Here is a 17256-nt window from a genome sequence, read left to right as displayed (position 1 = left end):
GGTGGGGCGACTATGACCGGCGACGGCGACGGCGGCCAGACTTTTCCTCATCCCCTCCGCCCGCGTTGAACGTGGGCGAGGGCAAGCTGACCACTTGCGCCAGTTCCGGGAACGGATCGGTTTTGTGCGGGATAGCGTTGGCGGCGACGAAATGGTCCTGAAATTTGGGCTCAATTGCGGTTTCGACCTTGGTGATTTCACGCACAACGCGCTCAATCTCGGCCCGGGCTGCGATGTTGCACAGGGCGATCCGCGCGCCAGTACCCGCGGCGTTGCCCGCGCTTGTCACGTGGTCCAGCGGCGCGTCCGGGATCATGCCCAGAACCATGGCGTGTTTGGTTGAGATATGGGCACCAAATGCCCCGGCCAGCACCACTCGATCCACTTTGTCGACTTCCATCTCGTCCATCAGCAGGCGGGCACCTGCGTAGAGCGCTGATTTCGCCAGTTGGATGGCGCGAATATCTCCTTGGGTCACAGTAATACGCGGGCCGCCCTCGGCGCTGGCATCGTGGATAAGGTAAGCATGCGTGCGACCTTCGGGAACGCAACGAGAGGTGCCTGTTTGATCCGCTGATCCGATCAGCCCGCTTTCGTCCACCAAGCCAGCAATACGCATTTCGGCGACAGCCTCGATGATGCCGGATCCGCAGATGCCAGTAATACCGGTCGTTGCAACATCCTGATCAAAGCCTTCTTCGTTGGACCATTTTTCGGATCCGATGACGCGAAAGCGCGGCTCTTTGGTTGCAGGGTCGATCTCGATACGCTCGATCGCGCCGGGTGCCGCGCGTTGGCCGGAACTGATCTGAGCACCTTCGAATGCCGGACCCGTCGGCGAGGAACATGCCAGAACGCGGCTGGTGTTGCCAAGCAGAAGCTCGGCATTCGTACCCACGTCCACGATCAGCACAAGGTCATCGGACTTGCCCGGTTCTTCTGATAAGGCCACGGCGGCGCAGTCCGCACCGACATGACCCGCGATACAAGGCAGGATGTAGACCTGCGCGCGCGGATTCATATTGGTCAGGTCCATTTCGCGCGCGGGTAGCGAGATGCTTTCAGAGGTTGCCAGCGCGAAAGGTGCCTGGCCAAGTTCTACCGGATCCAACCCAAGCAGCAGGTGGTGCATGACCGGGTTGCAGACAAAGACCGTCTCGACAATCAGGTCGGCGTCGATCCCGGCCTCTTGAGCAATCGAGGTGGTCAGGTCATTTATCGCCTCGCGCACGGCTTTCGTCATCTCTTGATCGCCGCCGGGGTTCATCATGGAGTAGGACACTCGGCTCATCAGGTCTTCACCGAACCGAATCTGTGGGTTCATCAGCCCTGAGGAGGCTTTGACCTCTCCGGTTTCAAGATCGGTCAGGTGTGCAGCGATGGTGGTTGAACCAAGGTCGATGGCCAGACCGTACAAACCGCTTTCATGCAAGCCGGGCCAGATTTCAACGATGCGCGCGACCGGGTCCTTGTGACCCTTGTGAAGGGCGACCGTGACTTCCCATTTTCCTTTTCGCAGAACCGGTTGCAGCTTGGACATCAGTGACAGATCGGCAGTTACGGCGTCGATCTGCCATTGCTCGCGCAGGGCACGCTCCAAACGCTCCAAATCGCCGGTGGGTGAGTGCATGTCGGGCTCTTCCACGACAACGAAATACAGCCGGGTTGCCGGGTCCATCGTGATGGCGCGCGCCGTTGCGGCTTTGCGGACGACCTGGCGGTGTACCTGACTTTCCGGCGGCACATCAATCACGATATCGCCCTGGACCGTGGCCTGGCAGCCCAGACGACGGCCCGGTTTCAGACCGCGCTTGTCATCATAGCGTTGTTCTACCGCGTTCCATTCGCTCAGCGCGCCATCGGATACTGTCACACCGTGTTTGGGAAACTCGCCATAGCTGGGTGTGATCTGACATTTCGAACATATTCCGCGCCCGCCGCAGACCGAGTCCAAATCTACGCCCAACTGCCGGGCCGCAGTCAGAACCGGGGTGCCAACAGGGAAATGCCCGCGTTTGCCCGAAGGGGTGAAGACAACAAGAGGATCGGTGGTCATGTCTGGCCTGCCTTTTTGTATTCGCGCGTATGCCCGGCAAGATATGGGTTTGAGCGCAAAGGGAAAGGCCATTCAGCGGCACCTTTGAAACTGTGAGCGTCGTTTTTTGGCGTGGCATCTGTCTGCAGGAGAAAACTAGTTTGGGTCAGGGGCTTTTACTTGGCGTAAATCCATGCAATAGGGTCACCGCCAAACGGGCTTTTGCATGAGGGTAGCAGATGCAGATTCGTGAGGCACTCACCTTTGACGACGTACTTTTGGTTCCGGGGGCATCCACGGTGCTGCCTGCCAAGGCAGACACGACCACGCGCGTGACCCGTGCGATCAAGATGAATATCCCGTTGCTCAGCTCGGCGATGGATACTGTGACCGAGGCGCGCATGGCCATAGCCATGGCGCAGGCCGGCGGGATTGGCGTCATTCACAAGAACCTGACGATAGAGGAGCAGGCTCGCGAGGTGCGCCGGGTCAAGCGGTTTGAATCGGGTATCGTCTACAACCCCGTCACGCTGCGCGCCGATCAGACCTTGGCAGACGCTCAGGCGCTGGTGCAGCGGTATAACTTCACCGGTTTTCCGGTTGTTGACGATGGGGGCCGTGTGGTTGGCATCGTGACCAACCGTGACATGCGGTTCGCGACGTCGGACGATACGCCAATCAAGGCAATGATGACCTCGGACAATTTGGCGATGCTGCAAGAACCCGCCGATTTGGAAGAAGCAAAAAGTCTGATGCGGGCGCGGCGTATCGAAAAGCTGTTGGTGGTAGATGGTAAAGGCAAGCTTACCGGTCTTCTGACGCTTAAAGATACCGAACAAGCCGTTCTGAACCCGACCGCCTGTAAAGACCATTTGGGTCGGTTGCGAGTGGCCGCGGCGACCTCGGTCGGGGATGAAGGATTTGCTCGGTCAGAACAACTGGTGGATTCCGGCGTGGATATCATCGTTGTGGATACGGCACATGGACATTCGCAGGGCGTTATAGACGCGGTGAAGCGTGCAAAGACACTGTCGAACGAGGTGCAGATTATCGCCGGTAACGTCGCCACGGGCGAGGCGACCAAAGCACTAATCGACGCTGGTGCGGATGCAATCAAAGTCGGTATCGGACCCGGCTCTATCTGTACCACGCGGATGGTGGCTGGGGTCGGCGTGCCTCAGCTGACGGCAATCATGGACTGCGCGACCACCGCTGGGGATGTTCCGGTGATTGCCGATGGCGGTATCAAATTCTCGGGCGATTTCGCCAAGGCGATTGCGGCGGGCGCATCCTGCGCCATGGTTGGCTCGATGATTGCAGGTACGGACGAAAGCCCGGGCGAAGTGATCCTGTACCAAGGCCGTTCGTTCAAGTCATATCGCGGCATGGGCAGCCTTGGTGCAATGGCGCGCGGTTCGGCGGATCGTTATTTCCAGAAGGACGCAGCAAATGACAAGCTGGTGCCCGAAGGGATCGAAGGACAAGTGCCGTATAAAGGCTCGGCCAGCGCAGTGGTTCACCAACTTGTCGGCGGCCTGCGGGCGGCAATGGGCTATACTGGCTGTGCGACAGTGGAAGAGATGCGCAGAAACTGCAGTTTCGTTAAAATCACGGGTGCGGGCCTGAAGGAAAGCCATGTGCATGATGTGCAGATAACCCGTGAAAGCCCGAACTACCGTGTGATGTAAACGCAGGTCTCTGCGCAACGCGACGTCCGGACTGTGGCGCCGATTTGCTATCGTGGCGCTGGTTTTTGTGCCCTTGCGAAAAAAATGGAAGAAACCATGACCCCGGCCGCGCGTATTCAAGCTGCGATAGAGATTCTTGACGAGATACTTGGCGGCATACCCGTTGAAAAGTCGCTGACCAATTGGGCACGTCGAAGCCGATTTGCAGGGTCGAAAGATCGCGCAGCGGTACGGGATCACGTTTTTTCCGCAATTCGGTGCAAGCGGTCTTATGCAGCGCTTGGAGGGTCAGCGACCGGGCGTGGCCTGATGATTGGAGCTGTGCGGGCGGCGGGTGAACGGCTGGATGACCTGTTCTCGGGTGCGCGCCACGCGCCATCAGTCGTGACCGCAGCTGAGGTGGGGCGTGATTTTGATACCGACGCTGAACGCTTGGATATTCCGGAATGGTTATGGCCCAGATTTCAGTCTTCGCTTGGAAATCAGGCAATTTCGGAGGCGCAGGCGTTGCAACATCGTGCACCGGTACATCTGCGGGTCAATCTCATCAAGGCGGACGTGTCGACGGCTATCGCGGCCTTGGCTGCGGAAGATATTTTGGCTGTTTCACACCCGGCTTGTGCTACAGCTTTGGAAGTTAAAGACGGTGCTCGCAAAATCGGTCAGAGCACAGCTTACCGGGACGGCCTTGTCGAGCTTCAGGATGCGGCCAGTCAAGCGGTTGTAGCTGCGCTGGATTTGCGTCAGGGTCTGCGTGTACTAGACTATTGCGCCGGTGGTGGTGGAAAGTCATTGGCGTTGGCAGCGCATCAGGGTATCAAGGTGTTTGCGCATGATGTTAACCCCGACCGGCTGCGTGATCTTCCGTCACGGGCTGAGCGCGCTGGCGCGCGGGTCGAGCTTGTTTCAACGGCAGAGCTTGATCAACACGAACCGTTTGATGTCATACTTGCCGATGCACCATGTTCTGGCAGCGGCTCGTGGCGTCGGGCTCCGGCAGGGAAATGGGCGTTGACAGAGACGCGGTTGATGGAGTTGACCGAGATTCAGGCCGCTATTCTGTCGAAACTGTCTTCGCTGCTGACCCACGACGGCGTTCTGGCATATACAACATGCTCCATGCTCGACGAGGAAAACGGCGCGGTTGTCGACGCGTTCCTCTCCGCAAATCCGGCCTGGTCCGAGACCTTTCGCAAAACCTGGCTGGTCACAAACGGGACTGATGGATTCTTTACTGCACACTTGACGCGCTAGCGTACCTGAGCTTAGCAACTTAAACGAAAGTACTCGGCCTTTCTTAAGCGGATGTTAACCATATGTCGGCTGACTGAGAAAAAGCCCACCGACTTGAGTTGTTTATGACTGACGCCACTGACGTTTTCACGGACCCTTCACTAAAAAAGACACCCTCTGGCCTGCGCCTCGTCTCTTTGGTCGTGGTCGGTGAGCTGTTGGTCCTTTCGCCTATCGTGGGTCTATTGCCGAAGATGTGGCACACCGGATTCATCGTGGCCGGGATTTCCCTTTTGGCGGCTGTTTTCCTAGTCGTTGTACGCGGAGTAATTGCAGACCACATTGCGCAGCAGGTGGTTAAAACCATGGCTGTGTTTTCGGAACAAGAGCTGGTTCCCTGCGTGATCGCAAATGCTCAGGGCGACATTCTGACTGCGAACCCTGAGGCGCGCACGCGCATACACGCCTTTCCTGGCAATCGGTTGGAGCAGTGTCTTAAATCCATGTTTGCGAACCCTCCAGCGATATTGTTACGGTTGCAGTCACGAGCAGAGATTTACGGCAAAGCGCGCGAAGAGGTTGTAACGATCGGGTCAACCATTCCCGTTTCTGTGTTCGATGTAGGTAGCGGGCGGTTTTGCTGGCGTTTCCATCTGGATGTTCCGGGGCAGTGGGATGAGGTAAGGGTGCCGGTTGTTACCGAAGGGCGCAACGGAACCTTGTTGCGAGTAAACCATGCAGCGGCACATTTTTTGGGGCGTCAACCTGAGAAGCTTCGTGATGTGTTTACCAGCGAACCAAGTGAAAAAGACAACATCACTGAGGTGCAAACGGTAGAAGGCCCGGCGTCTGCCGCCGTGTACGAGCTTGGCCGCTCGGGAATAGTGCGGGATTTGCTGATTTTACCGATGGTGCAGGCTGAAAAGAATAGCAATGCAACATCCTTTGCCGATCTACCTGTCCCCATCATGTGCCTGTCGCCGGATGGTCGTATTCTTGAGGCCAATCGCCTGGCCGTCAAACTGATTGGCAATATCGAGCCTGGGGAAACCAAGGTCGATCAGATTATGCAAGGTCTTGGGCATCCAATCCTTGATTGGCTCGCCCGCACAGCCGCGCAAGAGCCGACAATGCGGTCAGAGTTCCTGCGTCTGGCCCGACAGGACAAAGAGGTTTTTGTTCAGGTCACACTGGCTCGTGTCGTGAACAAGGGTCAGGTCTGCCTTATTGCCGTGTTAAACGATGCAACGGAACTCAAGACGCTTGAGGCACAGTTCGTGCAGGGGCAAAAGATGCAGGCCGTCGGACAACTTGCCGGCGGAGTTGCACATGATTTCAATAATCTTCTCACTGCAATTTCGGGACATTGCGACCTGCTGTTGCTTAGGCATGACCAGGGTGATCCCGACTATGGTGATCTTGTTCAGATAAACCAAAACGCAAACCGGGCTGCTGCCTTGGTCAGTCAATTGTTGGCATTCTCTCGGAAACAAACGCTCCAGCCTGAGGTATTGGACCTTCGGGATACGATCTCGGACTTGATCCACCTTTTGAACCGATTGGTTGGCGAGAAAATTCGCCTGATCCTCAGTCATGATCCGGTATTGAAACCCGTTCGGGCGGACAAAAGGCAGTTAGAGCAGGTGCTCATGAACCTTGTTGTGAACGCTCGGGACGCCATGCCGGATGGTGGCGAGGTCCGGATTGAGACCGAGGTGGTCGTGCTGAACACGCCTTTGACCCGTGACCGCGCGACTGTTCAGCCTGGCGAATACGTCACAGTCAAAGTGATCGACAGCGGCGTCGGCATCCCACCAGACAAGCTGCAAAAAGTGTTCGAGCCTTTCTACACCACCAAACGCACCGGCGAAGGCACCGGGTTGGGATTGTCCACGGTCTACGGGATCGTAAAGCAGACAGGTGGGTTCATTTTTGTCGACAGCTTTCAAGGGCATGGGTCTGAATTCACGGTCTTTTTGCCTGTGTCCACTCACACCCCGCAGGGGCAGGTTGAAAAACTGTCCTCAGCCAACGTACACAGCGCCCGTCAAGGCGAAGGCGTTGTATTGCTGGTTGAAGATGAGGCTCCGGTGCGTGCTTTTGCGACACGCGCCTTACGGCTGAAGGGGTACACTGTGCTAGAGGCCGGGTCTGCAGAAGAGGCTTTGCGATTGCTTGAGGATGGTGCGCTGCATGTCGATGTATTTGTCACGGATGTGGTCATGCCGGGAATGGATGGCCCTACTTGGGTGCGGCAAGCTAAAGAAACGCGACCAGATGTTCAGGTGATTTTCATGTCCGGGTATACAGAAGGTGCCTTTGGCGATTCTGGTCCGGAAATTTCAAACTCGACCTTCTTGCCAAAGCCATTCTCGTTGAATCAACTGACCGAAGCGGTTTTTCAGCAACTCAACTAACGCGCTGCTGCGTGACACGCAAACTCTGCCGCATGCCGTTTGCGAAATTCTTCCTCGGTTGCACGCGAAAGAACAAGCTCGCGTTGGGGCGAGACGTTTTCCCTCTGCAGATTGATCTGCATGTTCAGCCGGTCTTGCAGAAAATCCTGAATCTTGTCCTGATTTTCATATTTAAAGACGTGACTTGCACCTAGGCCGTTGCTTCGAGTGCGAAAAAACTGGCTTTGGCTGCCGACATCCGCAAATTCCGGGCGTGGGGATTTCATATAAGCCTGTACAAAATCATCAAAGCCAAGGTTCCGCGTGGAGTGTGGATGCCCGATCCGCTCGTCGCGGCTGCGAAAACGATACCAACTGCCCAGCCAATCCAACGGTTCGCGCACGACGGCCATAATCTCCATCTCGGTATCGTACATTTTTCGGAAAATGTTCTGAAAAAAGCGATCATAGCGACGGACAGGGGCGTGTTTCAGGTCGGGCGGACCAGCTACCACCAGATCGGCGCGGTCGCGCAAGGCGCTGTGGTAAGCCGTGCTACCGGTCTTGGGAACTGCTAGAAACGCGAGGCGTTCCTTATAGAAAACAAGCATTTATTGGCCTTGTTTCGATCTAACTTACCAGAGCAGATTGGCGTAAACGACTTCTTAACACAATTCCCCAACAGTGAGTTTTGTAAGTTTTAGTTGAAATGTTCTCTTTTTGGTCTCATAAGGAACAAGAGGCGAACAAAGCAGCGATTGCCGCCCGATCAAGGGTGTGACAAAAGGGAAGGCGACAGGACAATGGCGGATCTTCTGACAATGAGCGATAAGAAAAACGCAGACAAGCAAAAGGCGCTCGATAGTGCGCTGGCACAGATCGAGCGGCAGTTTGGCAAAGGCTCGATCATGAAGCTGGGCGAAAACGCCAAGCAGGACATTGATGCAAGCTCGACCGGTTCGTTGGGTTTGGACATCGCGCTGGGGATCGGCGGTCTGCCGATGGGCCGGATTGTTGAGATTTACGGCCCAGAAAGCTCAGGTAAGACAACCTTGACCCTGCACTGTATTGCCGAGCAGCAGAAGCGCGGTGGCGTCTGCGCGTTTGTCGATGCCGAACATGCGCTGGACCCGCAATATGCACGCAAACTGGGTGTTGATCTGGACGAGTTGCTGATCTCGCAGCCGGATACCGGCGAACAAGCGCTTGAGATTACCGATACTTTGGTGCGATCGGGTGCGGTGAACATGGTCGTGGTCGACTCGGTGGCGGCATTGACGCCGAAATCCGAACTTGAGGGCGATATGGGCGACAGCAATGTCGGCGTTCAGGCCCGATTGATGAGCCAGGCGATGCGCAAGCTGACAGGTTCGATCAGCCGCTCGAACTGTATGGTCATTTTCATCAACCAGATCCGCATGAAAATCGGTGTGATGTTTGGCAGCCCGGAAACCACGACGGGCGGTAACGCGCTGAAGTTCTATAGCTCGGTCCGACTGGACATTCGCCGTATTGGGGCGATCAAAGACCGTGATGAAGTGGTCGGCAACCAGACCCGTGTCAAGGTTGTAAAGAACAAGGTGGCGCCGCCTTTCAAACAGGTGGAATTCGACATCATGTATGGCGAAGGTATCTCGAAAATGGGCGAGCTGTTGGACTTGGGCGTCAAGGCTGGCGTCGTTGAAAAATCGGGTTCGTGGTTCAGCTATGGCGACGAACGGATCGGGCAGGGGCGTGAGAATGCCAAGCAATATCTGCGTGAGAACAGCCGCGCGGCGCTTGAAATAGAAGATAAAATTCGCGCGGCCCACGGTCTGGACTTCGACATGCCCCCGGGCGCGGCAGAGGATGACGATATCCTCGAAGCTTAATAGATTTGAAAACAGTACGAGCGGGGCGGCCTTTCGGGGCCGCCTTACGTCGTTCAGGGCCGCCAATACTGTGGACTATCCGAAGGGAGGGGGCTAAACCCGTTTCAACACAATATGATTGCGCGCTGAGAGAGCCTTATGCCAACGCTGAATGATATCCGTTCGACCTTTCTGAACTACTTTGCCAAGCAGGGGCACGAGGTGGTCGCGTCCAGCCCGCTGGTACCGCGCAATGACCCGACGCTGATGTTCGTGAATTCCGGCATGGTCCAGTTCAAGAACCTGTTTACCGGAGTAGAAACCCGAGACTATCAGCGCGCAACCACCGCGCAGAAATGTGTACGCGCAGGCGGGAAGCACAATGATTTGGACAATGTCGGCTATACCGCGCGCCACCATACTTTCTTTGAAATGCTGGGTAACTTTTCGTTCGGAGACTACTTCAAGAATGAAGCGATTCCATTTGCCTGGGAGTTGATTACAAAGGAATTCGGAATCGATAAAAATCGCCTGCTGACCACGGTTTATCATACCGATGATGAAGCGTTTGAGATCTGGAAGAAGGTTGGCGTACCGGAAGACAGGATCATTCGCATCCCGACGAATGATAACTTCTGGCAAATGGGCCCGACCGGTCCCTGCGGCCCCTGTACCGAAATTTTCTATGACCACGGTGATCATATCTGGGGTGGCCCTCCGGGTTCGGCTGAGGAAGATGGCGACCGCTTTATTGAAATCTGGAACATCGTTTTCATGCAAAACGAGCAGTTCGAGGACGGCTCGATGGTCGAACTCGACATGCAGTCGATCGACACCGGCATGGGGTTGGAACGGATCGGCGCGTTGCTACAAGGCAGCCACGACAATTATGACACCGACCTGTTCAAAACGCTGATTGAGGCTTCGGCGGATGCCACTGGCGTTGATCCTTATGGCGACCAGAATGTACATCATCGGGTCATCGCGGACCACCTGCGTTCGACATCTTTCCTGATTGCGGATGGGGTGATGCCGTCGAATGACGGTCGCGGATACGTACTGCGTCGGATCATGCGTCGTGCGATGCGTCACGCGCATTTACTTGGCGCAAAGGACCCGGTGATGCACCGCCTGGTGCCGACTCTGGTGCAGCTGATGGGCGCACAGTATTCGGAACTGGGCCAGGCGCAGGCGCTGATCGAAGAGACTTTGTTGCTTGAGGAAACGAGGTTCAAGCAAACGCTTGATCGCGGCTTGAAACTGCTGGATGACGAAGTGGCTAATCTGCCCGACGGCGCGGCATTAGCGGGTGAGGCGGCATTCAGGCTTTACGATACGTATGGATTCCCGTTGGACCTGACGCAGGACGCACTGCGTGAAAAGGGCCGGACAGTGGATACGGATGGTTTTGACGCAGCCATGGCCGAGCAAAAGGCCAAGGCCCGTGCAGCATGGGCAGGATCGGGCGAGTCCGCGGATCAAGCCGTTTGGTTTGATGTGCTGGACAGTGCCGGAGCGACGGATTTTCTGGGCTATGAAACCGAGAAGGCCGAAGGGCAAGTTGCTGCTCTGGTCGTCGATGGCACTCTGGTCGACAAGATCGAGCAGGGTGAAACCGGTTGGGTTATGGTAAACCAAACCCCGTTTTACGGCGAAGCCGGTGGCCAGGTTGGAGATACCGGTGAAATTCGTCGCCTTGAGAACTTGCAAGATGTGGCCAAGGTTGAGGACACGCGCAAGTTTGCTGAAGGTAAAGTCTATGCGCATCGGGTGACTGTCAGTCAGGGTACGCTGTCTAAGGGCGACGCGGTGGAGTTAGAGGTGGATCACGCAAGACGCACCGCGATTCGTGCCAACCACTCGGCCACACACCTGCTGCACGAGGCCCTGCGTGAAACGCTGGGCGATCACGTGGCGCAGCGTGGTTCGTTGAACGCCGCCGATCGGCTACGTTTCGATTTCAGTCACTCCAAGGCACTCAGTCACGATGAAATTCAGAAGGTTGAGCGTGAGGTAAACGCGTTTATCCGCCAGAATTCAGCCGTTGAGACGCGGATCATGACGCCAGATGATGCCCGGGAATTGGGTGCTCAGGCCTTGTTTGGCGAAAAATACGGCGACGAGGTTCGCGTTGTTTCAATGGGCAAGGCGCCCACCGGCAAAGGGCAGGATGGAGAAACCTGGTCAATCGAACTGTGCGGCGGCACCCACGTGCGTCAGACTGGCGATATTGGAACATTTGTCCTTTTGGGCGATAGCGCCAGCAGCGCTGGCGTACGCCGGATCGAGGCTTTGACCGGGGACGAAGCGCTGAGGCATCTGTCCGCGCAAGATCAACGGTTAGGTCAGATTGCGACAGACCTAAAGGCGCAGCCAGATGATGTCGTAAGCCGGGTTAAGTCGCTGCTGGACGAACGTAAGGCGCTGCAAAACGAAGTCGCTCAACTGCGTCGTGAACTGGCCATGGCTGGCGGTTCAGGGCAGGGCGGGGCTGAGGCGCGCGATGTAAATGGTGTGCAGTTTCTGGCTCAGGCTTTGACGGGTGTGTCGGGCAAGGATCTGCCCGCGCTGATCGATGAACACAAAAGCCGTTTGGGCTCGGGCGCGGTGCTTTTGATTGCCGATGCGGGCGGTAAGGCAGCTGTGGCTGCTGGGGTTACTTCGGACCTGATTGACAAGGTGTCAGCGGTCGATCTGGTGCGGGCAGCGGTTTCCGAACTCGGCGGCAAGGGTGGCGGCGGACGTCCTGATATGGCGCAAGGCGGTGGCCGCGATGCGTCGAATTCCGATGCGGCAATTAAAGCTGCCGAACAAGTTCTAGGAGGATAAGATGCCCGCACTCTGGATTGCCCACGTTACCGTAACCGACGACGAAGCTTACGGTAAGTATGCCGAGTTAGCAGGCCCCGCGATTGCCAAGCATGGGGGCGCGTTTATCGCACGTGCCGCCCGTTATGTGCAGTTAGAAGGCAAAGAGCGTCCACGTAACGTGGTCGCCCGTTTTCCGTCGGTCGAAGCTGCTGTTGAGTGTTACAATTCGCCCGAATACCAGCAAGCGCTAAGCCACGCTCGGGGCGCAAGTGAGCGTGAACTAATGGTTGTTGAAATAACAGAGTAACAAATACGCGTGATTCATCCACACTTATAAGTTGTGTGGGCGGATTCTAGCCAATCCAGTAGGCAGTCGGCACACTCGACTGCCTTAAATTTTTCTAGTTCGATTTAATCTCATTTTTACAGTTAGTTAATAAGAAATTTATGGGGGTCTTCTACGTGAACCCTCGTAGAATTGTGGCCGTGCGCCCTCAATTCTTACCTGAAATGGTCAAAGTGTGGAACGGATTTCCGCCTTTTTTCGCCTGCAACTTCACCTCTGATTGAACAGACGATCCGCTCGATTGATAGTAGGCTACATCAATCTACGGTCCCGTTTGTCTGCAATCGAGTGGGTAAATTTTGACCGGGGAACAGGCATGAAACCGTTGAGCACTAAAGCCAGAGCCGCACTTGCGCGCTGGAAATCACCTTTAGGTCGACTTGCTGTCATTTGCGCCGTAGCGGTCGGAGCGATGGTTGCAGGCACGAGCGCGGACGCAAGCGAAGGCCGCTTTATCAAAGCGGTCGCAGTCTCACCTCCGCCTTCGGGTGCGCGGCAATTGTGCCGTAAATACAGTTGGGCCTGCTCGACCAAAACCTCGGCTGCTTTGACGAGCCAGCAGGAGATGAGGATTATTCAACGGGTCAATCGCCAAGTGAATGCAACAACGCGCTCGGTCACTGATTTTTCCCAGTACAGAACTGCTGAAAGATGGGCGCTCCCTACCTCGCGCGGTGGTGATTGCGAAGACTTTGCGCTGCTAAAGAAGCGCGATTTGATACGTGCGGGTATTGATCCGAGCAAACTGCTTATCGCTACGGTTCTGGATGCGCGGCGAAATTCGCATGCCGTTCTTGTCTATCGCTCGGGTGCGGGTGATTTGGTTCTGGATAACCTGACAAACAAGATTAAACCTTGGTCGGCGACGCGATATCTGTTTCTTCGTATGCAGAATCCGGATCGGCCAAGCGGATGGGTTGGCGTCTACGGTCGGAGTTAGGCCGGGATCGCCAGATTGTTGTTGGTGCGCAGCGCCTCTTTAAACAAGGGCGATGCCAATGTCGCCCTCCTTTGTTGTCTTTTCGACGTCAGGGGTTGAATCGTCAGGTCGCGCTAACCACCATAACTGCTTCTGGCAGAGATACGCTTGAGGAGCAGATGTTGAAAAGAGTCTTGGTGATTTGCGAAGTAGCGCGTGTGTTTAGCTATCGAAAGACTTCTTGCACTGCTTCATGACAAAGGACCAGTATGCGCCGAAAGTCTATTTTTGGTGCGCCGCTTGTTTTGTTGAAATTTGGCCGAAGACTCTATTTGCCATTACCAAACGAAATTGAGCATATCAGTTGCACATTAACGTTAAACCGGACAACCACAGGGTCGTCCGGCATTTCTGTTAAGGTCAGCCTTTAAAAGCTGCGCGCATAGGCGTCTTGTAACGACAGCCGATATTGCTGTGGTGTTTAGAAAACACCGCCGCTGCCAGGGCCACCAGCATTTCCGCCACCGGCACCGCCACCGCTGCCTGCGCTTCCACCTTGGCTGCCACCGCCGCCACTGCCGGCACCGTTAGAGTTTCCGCCGGTTCCGGCGCCATTGTTACCGCCGCCGCCGTTGCCGGTGTTGCCGCTGTCGCCGTTGTTGCCACCATTGCCATTGCCGCTATTACCGCCGCTGCCATTGTTGCCGCCGTTGCCATTACCGTCATTGCCACCGGCGCCACTGTTGCCGCCGTTGCCATTGCCGCTATTGCCGCCGCTGCCACCGTTGCCGCCGTTGCCATTGCCGCTGTTGCCACCGCTGCCGTTGTTACCGCCGTTGCCAGTGCCGTCATTGCCGCCGCTACCATTGTTACCGCCGCCGCCAGGTCCTGATGCGCCGCTGCCGGTGCTGCCGCCGCTGCCCGGGCCGTCATTGTTCCCGCCGCCGGGCCCTGATCCGCCGCTGCCGTTGTCGTCACCACCGGAATCACTACCAGAGTCATCGCCACTGGTTGGGGATGGGGACGCACTGCCATCGGAACTGCCACTGCCGTCTGAGCTGGCACCCGAAAGGCCAGAAGTTGCATCTTCACCGTCTCTTTGTGCGGCTGTGGTGGCAGTCGGAATATCTGTTAACACCGCTGCAAAGGCTGGGCAGGCCTCAAGCGTGCGGGACAAAATATCCTCAAAATCATCTCTGCGCTGAATGTATCGAAGCATTCGGGTGTCAACGACTGTACAACTGCACAAGGTGTCGGTCGACACGGACTGACGCGCTGTTTTGATGTTGCACCTTTCGGCAAGCGCCACGTCAGCAGTGACCAGCGGAAATGTTGCAGATACAAAAACAACCGATAATAAACGTGACTTTAAGCGCATGGCGCTACTCCTTCAAACTCGTTACTAACTCAAACGCACTAAAATTGTGCTACACGCTTTGGTACAAAAATAGTGCCACACTTCAACCATAATTACACCCGCTTTGCGTCTTATTTTCAAGGGGTGATTACGCGAGCCATTTCACGTGGCCGTTGGTGTGTGAGAAAATATTCATGAAAAACAATTAGAAAGCCCGCCGAAGTGGCGGGCCCTACGCTTTTTGAACTTTTTCGCGTGAGTATAAATTTGACAAAAGTGTGACATTGTTGCCATTGTCGCAACAATCGCATCAAGTACGTCAGGCCGATTTCGCCATGCGTTTGCGTTCGTGCGGGTCCAGAAAGCGTTTACGCAGACGCACGGCGTTCGGCGTAACCTCGACGAGTTCATCATCATCGATATATGCGATCGCTTCTTCGAGTGAAAACTGGACATGCGGTGTTAAACGAACAGCGTCGTCAGACCCGCTTGCGCGGACGTTTGTCAGCTTCTTGCCCTTCAGAGGGTTCACCTCAAGATCGTTGTCGCGAGAATGCTCGCCGATCACCATGCCCTGATAAACATCCGTTTGCGGGCCGACGAACATGCGGCCACGTTCTTCGAGGTTCCACAGAGCGTAGGCCACGGCTTGACCATTCTCCATTGAGATCAAAACGCCTGCACGGCGACCTGGGATTGGACCCTTGTGCGCAGCCCATCCGTGAAATACGCGGTTCAGAACACCAGTGCCGCGGGTGTCGGTAAGAAACTCACCGTGATAGCCAATCAATCCGCGGGACGGCACATGCGCGATGATCCGTGTCTTTCCAGCGCCGGCAGGACGCATTTCAGCCAGTTCACCCTTGCGCGCCCCAGTGATCTTTTCAATGACCGCGCCCGAGAATTCATCGTCGACATCAATAGTGACTTCTTCGATGGGCTCCAGACGTTGTCCGTCTTCTTCGCGGAACAGGACCTGTGGGCGCGAGATGCTGAGTTCAAAGCCCTCGCGGCGCATGTTTTCGATCAAGACGCCCATCTGCAATTCGCCACGACCGGCGACTTCGAACGCCTCGCCGCCGGGTGTGTCGGTGACACGGATGGCGACGTTGGATTCAGCTTCTTTCATCAGGCGATCGCGGATCACGCGCGATTGCACCTTTTTTCCGTCACGACCGGCAAGCGGTGAGTCGTTGATACCAAAGGTCACTGTGATAGTGGGTGGATCGATGGGTTGGGCGGGCAAAGCCTCTTCGACCTGGGGCGATACCAGCGAGTCGGCCACCGTCGCCTTGCTCATGCCTGCGATGGTAACGATGTCGCCCGCTTCGGCTTTGTCGATGGGTTGCTGTGCGAGGCCGCGGAAGGCCAGAATTTTCGAGGCGCGGAAGTTCTCGATCAGTGTCCCGTCACGGCTGAGCGCCTTGAGGCTGTCACCGGCTTTCAGCGTCCCGCTTTCGACTCGCCCGGTCAGGATGCGGCCAATGAAAGGGTCGTTGCCCAAGGTGGTGGCCAGCATGCGGAATGGCTCATCCTTACGCTCGGCTTGTTTTGGCGCAGGAACGTGGTCAACGATCAGGTCGAACAGGGCGGTCAGGTCCTTGCGTGGCCCGTCCAGTTCCATATCCGCCCAGCCCGAACGACCCGAGGCGTACATGGCCGGAAAATCAAGCTGGTCATCATCCGCGCCGAGGTTGGCGAACAAATCAAAACACTCATCCAGCGCGCGATCAGGTTCGGCATCGGGTTTGTCGACCTTGTTCAAAACAACAATGGGACGCAAACCCAGCGCTAGCGCCTTGGAGGTCACGAATTTCGTTTGAGGCATTGGACCTTCGGCGGCATCGACCAACAGGACCACACCGTCAACCATGCTGAGAATACGCTCGACCTCACCCCCAAAATCGGCGTGGCCCGGGGTGTCGACGATGTTGATCCGCGTTCCCTTCCACTCGACCGACGTCGCTTTGGCCAGAATGGTGATCCCACGCTCGCGCTCAAGATCGTTGCTGTCCATGGCGCGTTCGGCCACGGCCTGATTTTCCCGGAACGCACCGGATTGTTTGAGCAGCTCGTCCACCAGGGTCGTTTTACCGTGGTCCACGTGAGCGATGATTGCGATATTGCGCAGGTCCATGAGAGGTCAGCCTTTGAACGGGAAGTTGCCGCGCGCATAGCGTGGTTTGAGCAAATAGACCAGCCCTAACCGGTGATCAGTGACCAACCGTTTTGGAAAACAGGTGAATGATCAGAATACCGCCTAGAATCATCAGCAATCCGATGACAGCTGGCCAATCGAGCCTTTGCCCAAAAACGATGAAACCGATGACCGCGATAAAAAAGATCCCGAGCCCGGACCAGATAGCATAGACAATTCCGACCGGCATATATTTCAGGGTAAGGCCAAGTAGGTAAAAAGCGATGCCATAGCTGACGACAACCAGAACGGACGGCCAGAAACGGCTGAATTGCTGGCTGGCTTGCAAGGACGTGGTGCCAATGGTCTCAGCGATGACCGCCAGCAGCAGGAGAAAGTAGGCTTTGGGCACGATGAAAATCTCAACTAAAGTTTTGTGAGGTTGAGCATGAAAAAAGCCTGGCGAGCAAGAAAATTCTGGGCT

Annotated in this window: 12 protein-coding genes; 7 read left to right on the top strand and 5 right to left on the bottom strand. The window is 56.1% G+C overall.

The window, feature by feature from the left end:
* Positions 1-10 precede the first annotated feature (10 nt).
* On the bottom strand, positions 11-2056 hold the full coding sequence (locus tag ACXAET_RS05120; protein WP_475182094.1) for an ASKHA domain-containing protein: 2046 nt from the start codon (positions 2054-2056) through the stop codon (positions 11-13).
* A gap of 218 nt (positions 2057-2274) precedes the next feature.
* Between ACXAET_RS05120 and guaB the strand changes: the two genes are divergently transcribed.
* The 3 genes from guaB (at position 2275) to ACXAET_RS05105 (ending at position 7373) form a co-directional block, all read left to right on the top strand.
* Positions 2275-3723, top strand: a complete 1449-nt coding sequence (guaB, locus tag ACXAET_RS05115) for an IMP dehydrogenase (RefSeq protein WP_475182091.1) — start codon at positions 2275-2277, stop codon at positions 3721-3723.
* Between the two features lie 96 nt (positions 3724-3819).
* The gene (locus ACXAET_RS05110) at positions 3820-4977 is read left to right on the top strand and encodes an RsmB/NOP family class I SAM-dependent RNA methyltransferase (RefSeq protein WP_475182088.1); all 1158 of its coding nucleotides are present in this window, start codon (positions 3820-3822) and stop codon (positions 4975-4977) included.
* Between the two features lie 104 nt (positions 4978-5081).
* Positions 5082-7373, top strand: a complete 2292-nt coding sequence (locus ACXAET_RS05105; RefSeq protein WP_475182087.1) for an ATP-binding protein — start codon at positions 5082-5084, stop codon at positions 7371-7373.
* Here the strand turns inward: ACXAET_RS05105 and ACXAET_RS05100 are convergent.
* On the bottom strand, positions 7370-7963 hold the full coding sequence (locus ACXAET_RS05100) for a gamma-glutamyl kinase (protein WP_475182085.1): 594 nt from the start codon (positions 7961-7963) through the stop codon (positions 7370-7372). The genes ACXAET_RS05105 and ACXAET_RS05100 overlap by 4 nt on opposite strands.
* 192 nt (positions 7964-8155) lie before the next feature.
* On the opposite strand from ACXAET_RS05100, the gene recA reads away from it, so the two are divergent.
* The 4 genes from recA (at position 8156) to ACXAET_RS05080 (ending at position 13299) form a co-directional block, all read left to right on the top strand.
* Entirely contained in the window at positions 8156-9223 is a 1068-nt protein-coding gene (gene recA / locus ACXAET_RS05095; protein WP_475182082.1) for a recombinase RecA, read from the top strand.
* 138 nt (positions 9224-9361) lie between these two features.
* Complete coding sequence (alaS, locus tag ACXAET_RS05090; RefSeq protein WP_475182080.1) at positions 9362-12031, top strand: alanine--tRNA ligase; 2670 nt, start codon at positions 9362-9364, stop codon at positions 12029-12031.
* A 1-nt stretch (position 12032) separates the two neighbouring features.
* Positions 12033-12320 (top strand): DUF1330 domain-containing protein, encoded by a 288-nt coding sequence (locus ACXAET_RS05085; RefSeq protein WP_475182078.1) that lies wholly within the window; start codon positions 12033-12035, stop codon positions 12318-12320.
* Positions 12321-12675: 355 nt separating this feature from the next.
* Positions 12676-13299, top strand: a complete 624-nt coding sequence (locus ACXAET_RS05080; RefSeq protein ID WP_475182075.1) for a transglutaminase-like cysteine peptidase — start codon at positions 12676-12678, stop codon at positions 13297-13299.
* A 460-nt stretch (positions 13300-13759) separates the two neighbouring features.
* Here the strand turns inward: ACXAET_RS05080 and ACXAET_RS05075 are convergent, their stop codons facing one another.
* From ACXAET_RS05075 to ACXAET_RS05065, 3 genes are all read right to left on the bottom strand, one after another.
* Positions 13760-14497, bottom strand: a complete 738-nt coding sequence (locus tag ACXAET_RS05075) for a hypothetical protein (protein ID WP_475182072.1) — start codon at positions 14495-14497, stop codon at positions 13760-13762.
* Positions 14498-14954: 457 nt separating this feature from the next.
* The gene (gene typA / locus ACXAET_RS05070; RefSeq protein ID WP_475182070.1) at positions 14955-16772 is read right to left on the bottom strand and encodes a translational GTPase TypA; all 1818 of its coding nucleotides are present in this window, start codon (positions 16770-16772) and stop codon (positions 14955-14957) included.
* A 76-nt stretch (positions 16773-16848) separates the two neighbouring features.
* Positions 16849-17184, bottom strand: a complete 336-nt coding sequence (locus ACXAET_RS05065; RefSeq protein ID WP_475182067.1) for a DMT family transporter — start codon at positions 17182-17184, stop codon at positions 16849-16851.
* Positions 17185-17256: the final 72 nt, after the last annotated feature.

This window comes from Ruegeria sp. AWH4_226, from assembly GCF_056159225.1.
The sequence above is the reverse complement of the archived record's forward strand: the minus strand, read 5'-3'. Positions and strand labels throughout refer to the sequence as shown.

What these genes read in the sequence shown, in the direction of transcription:
- typA (WP_475182070.1), bottom strand. Translation starts at nt 16,772, where the DNA reads ATGGACCTGCGCAATATCGCAATCATCGCTCACGTGGACCACGGTAAA.
- guaB (WP_475182091.1), top strand. Translation starts at nt 2,275, where the DNA reads ATGCAGATTCGTGAGGCACTCACCTTTGACGACGTACTTTTGGTTCCG.
- ACXAET_RS05080 (WP_475182075.1), top strand. Translation starts at nt 12,676, where the DNA reads ATGAAACCGTTGAGCACTAAAGCCAGAGCCGCACTTGCGCGCTGGAAA.
- ACXAET_RS05075 (WP_475182072.1), bottom strand. Translation starts at nt 14,497, where the DNA reads ATGCTTCGATACATTCAGCGCAGAGATGATTTTGAGGATATTTTGTCC.
- ACXAET_RS05085 (WP_475182078.1), top strand. Translation starts at nt 12,033, where the DNA reads ATGCCCGCACTCTGGATTGCCCACGTTACCGTAACCGACGACGAAGCT.
- ACXAET_RS05105 (WP_475182087.1), top strand. Translation starts at nt 5,082, where the DNA reads ATGACTGACGCCACTGACGTTTTCACGGACCCTTCACTAAAAAAGACA.
- alaS (WP_475182080.1), top strand. Translation starts at nt 9,362, where the DNA reads ATGCCAACGCTGAATGATATCCGTTCGACCTTTCTGAACTACTTTGCC.
- recA (WP_475182082.1), top strand. Translation starts at nt 8,156, where the DNA reads ATGGCGGATCTTCTGACAATGAGCGATAAGAAAAACGCAGACAAGCAA.
- ACXAET_RS05110 (WP_475182088.1), top strand. Translation starts at nt 3,820, where the DNA reads ATGACCCCGGCCGCGCGTATTCAAGCTGCGATAGAGATTCTTGACGAG.
- ACXAET_RS05120 (WP_475182094.1), bottom strand. Translation starts at nt 2,056, where the DNA reads ATGACCACCGATCCTCTTGTTGTCTTCACCCCTTCGGGCAAACGCGGG.
- ACXAET_RS05100 (WP_475182085.1), bottom strand. Translation starts at nt 7,963, where the DNA reads ATGCTTGTTTTCTATAAGGAACGCCTCGCGTTTCTAGCAGTTCCCAAG.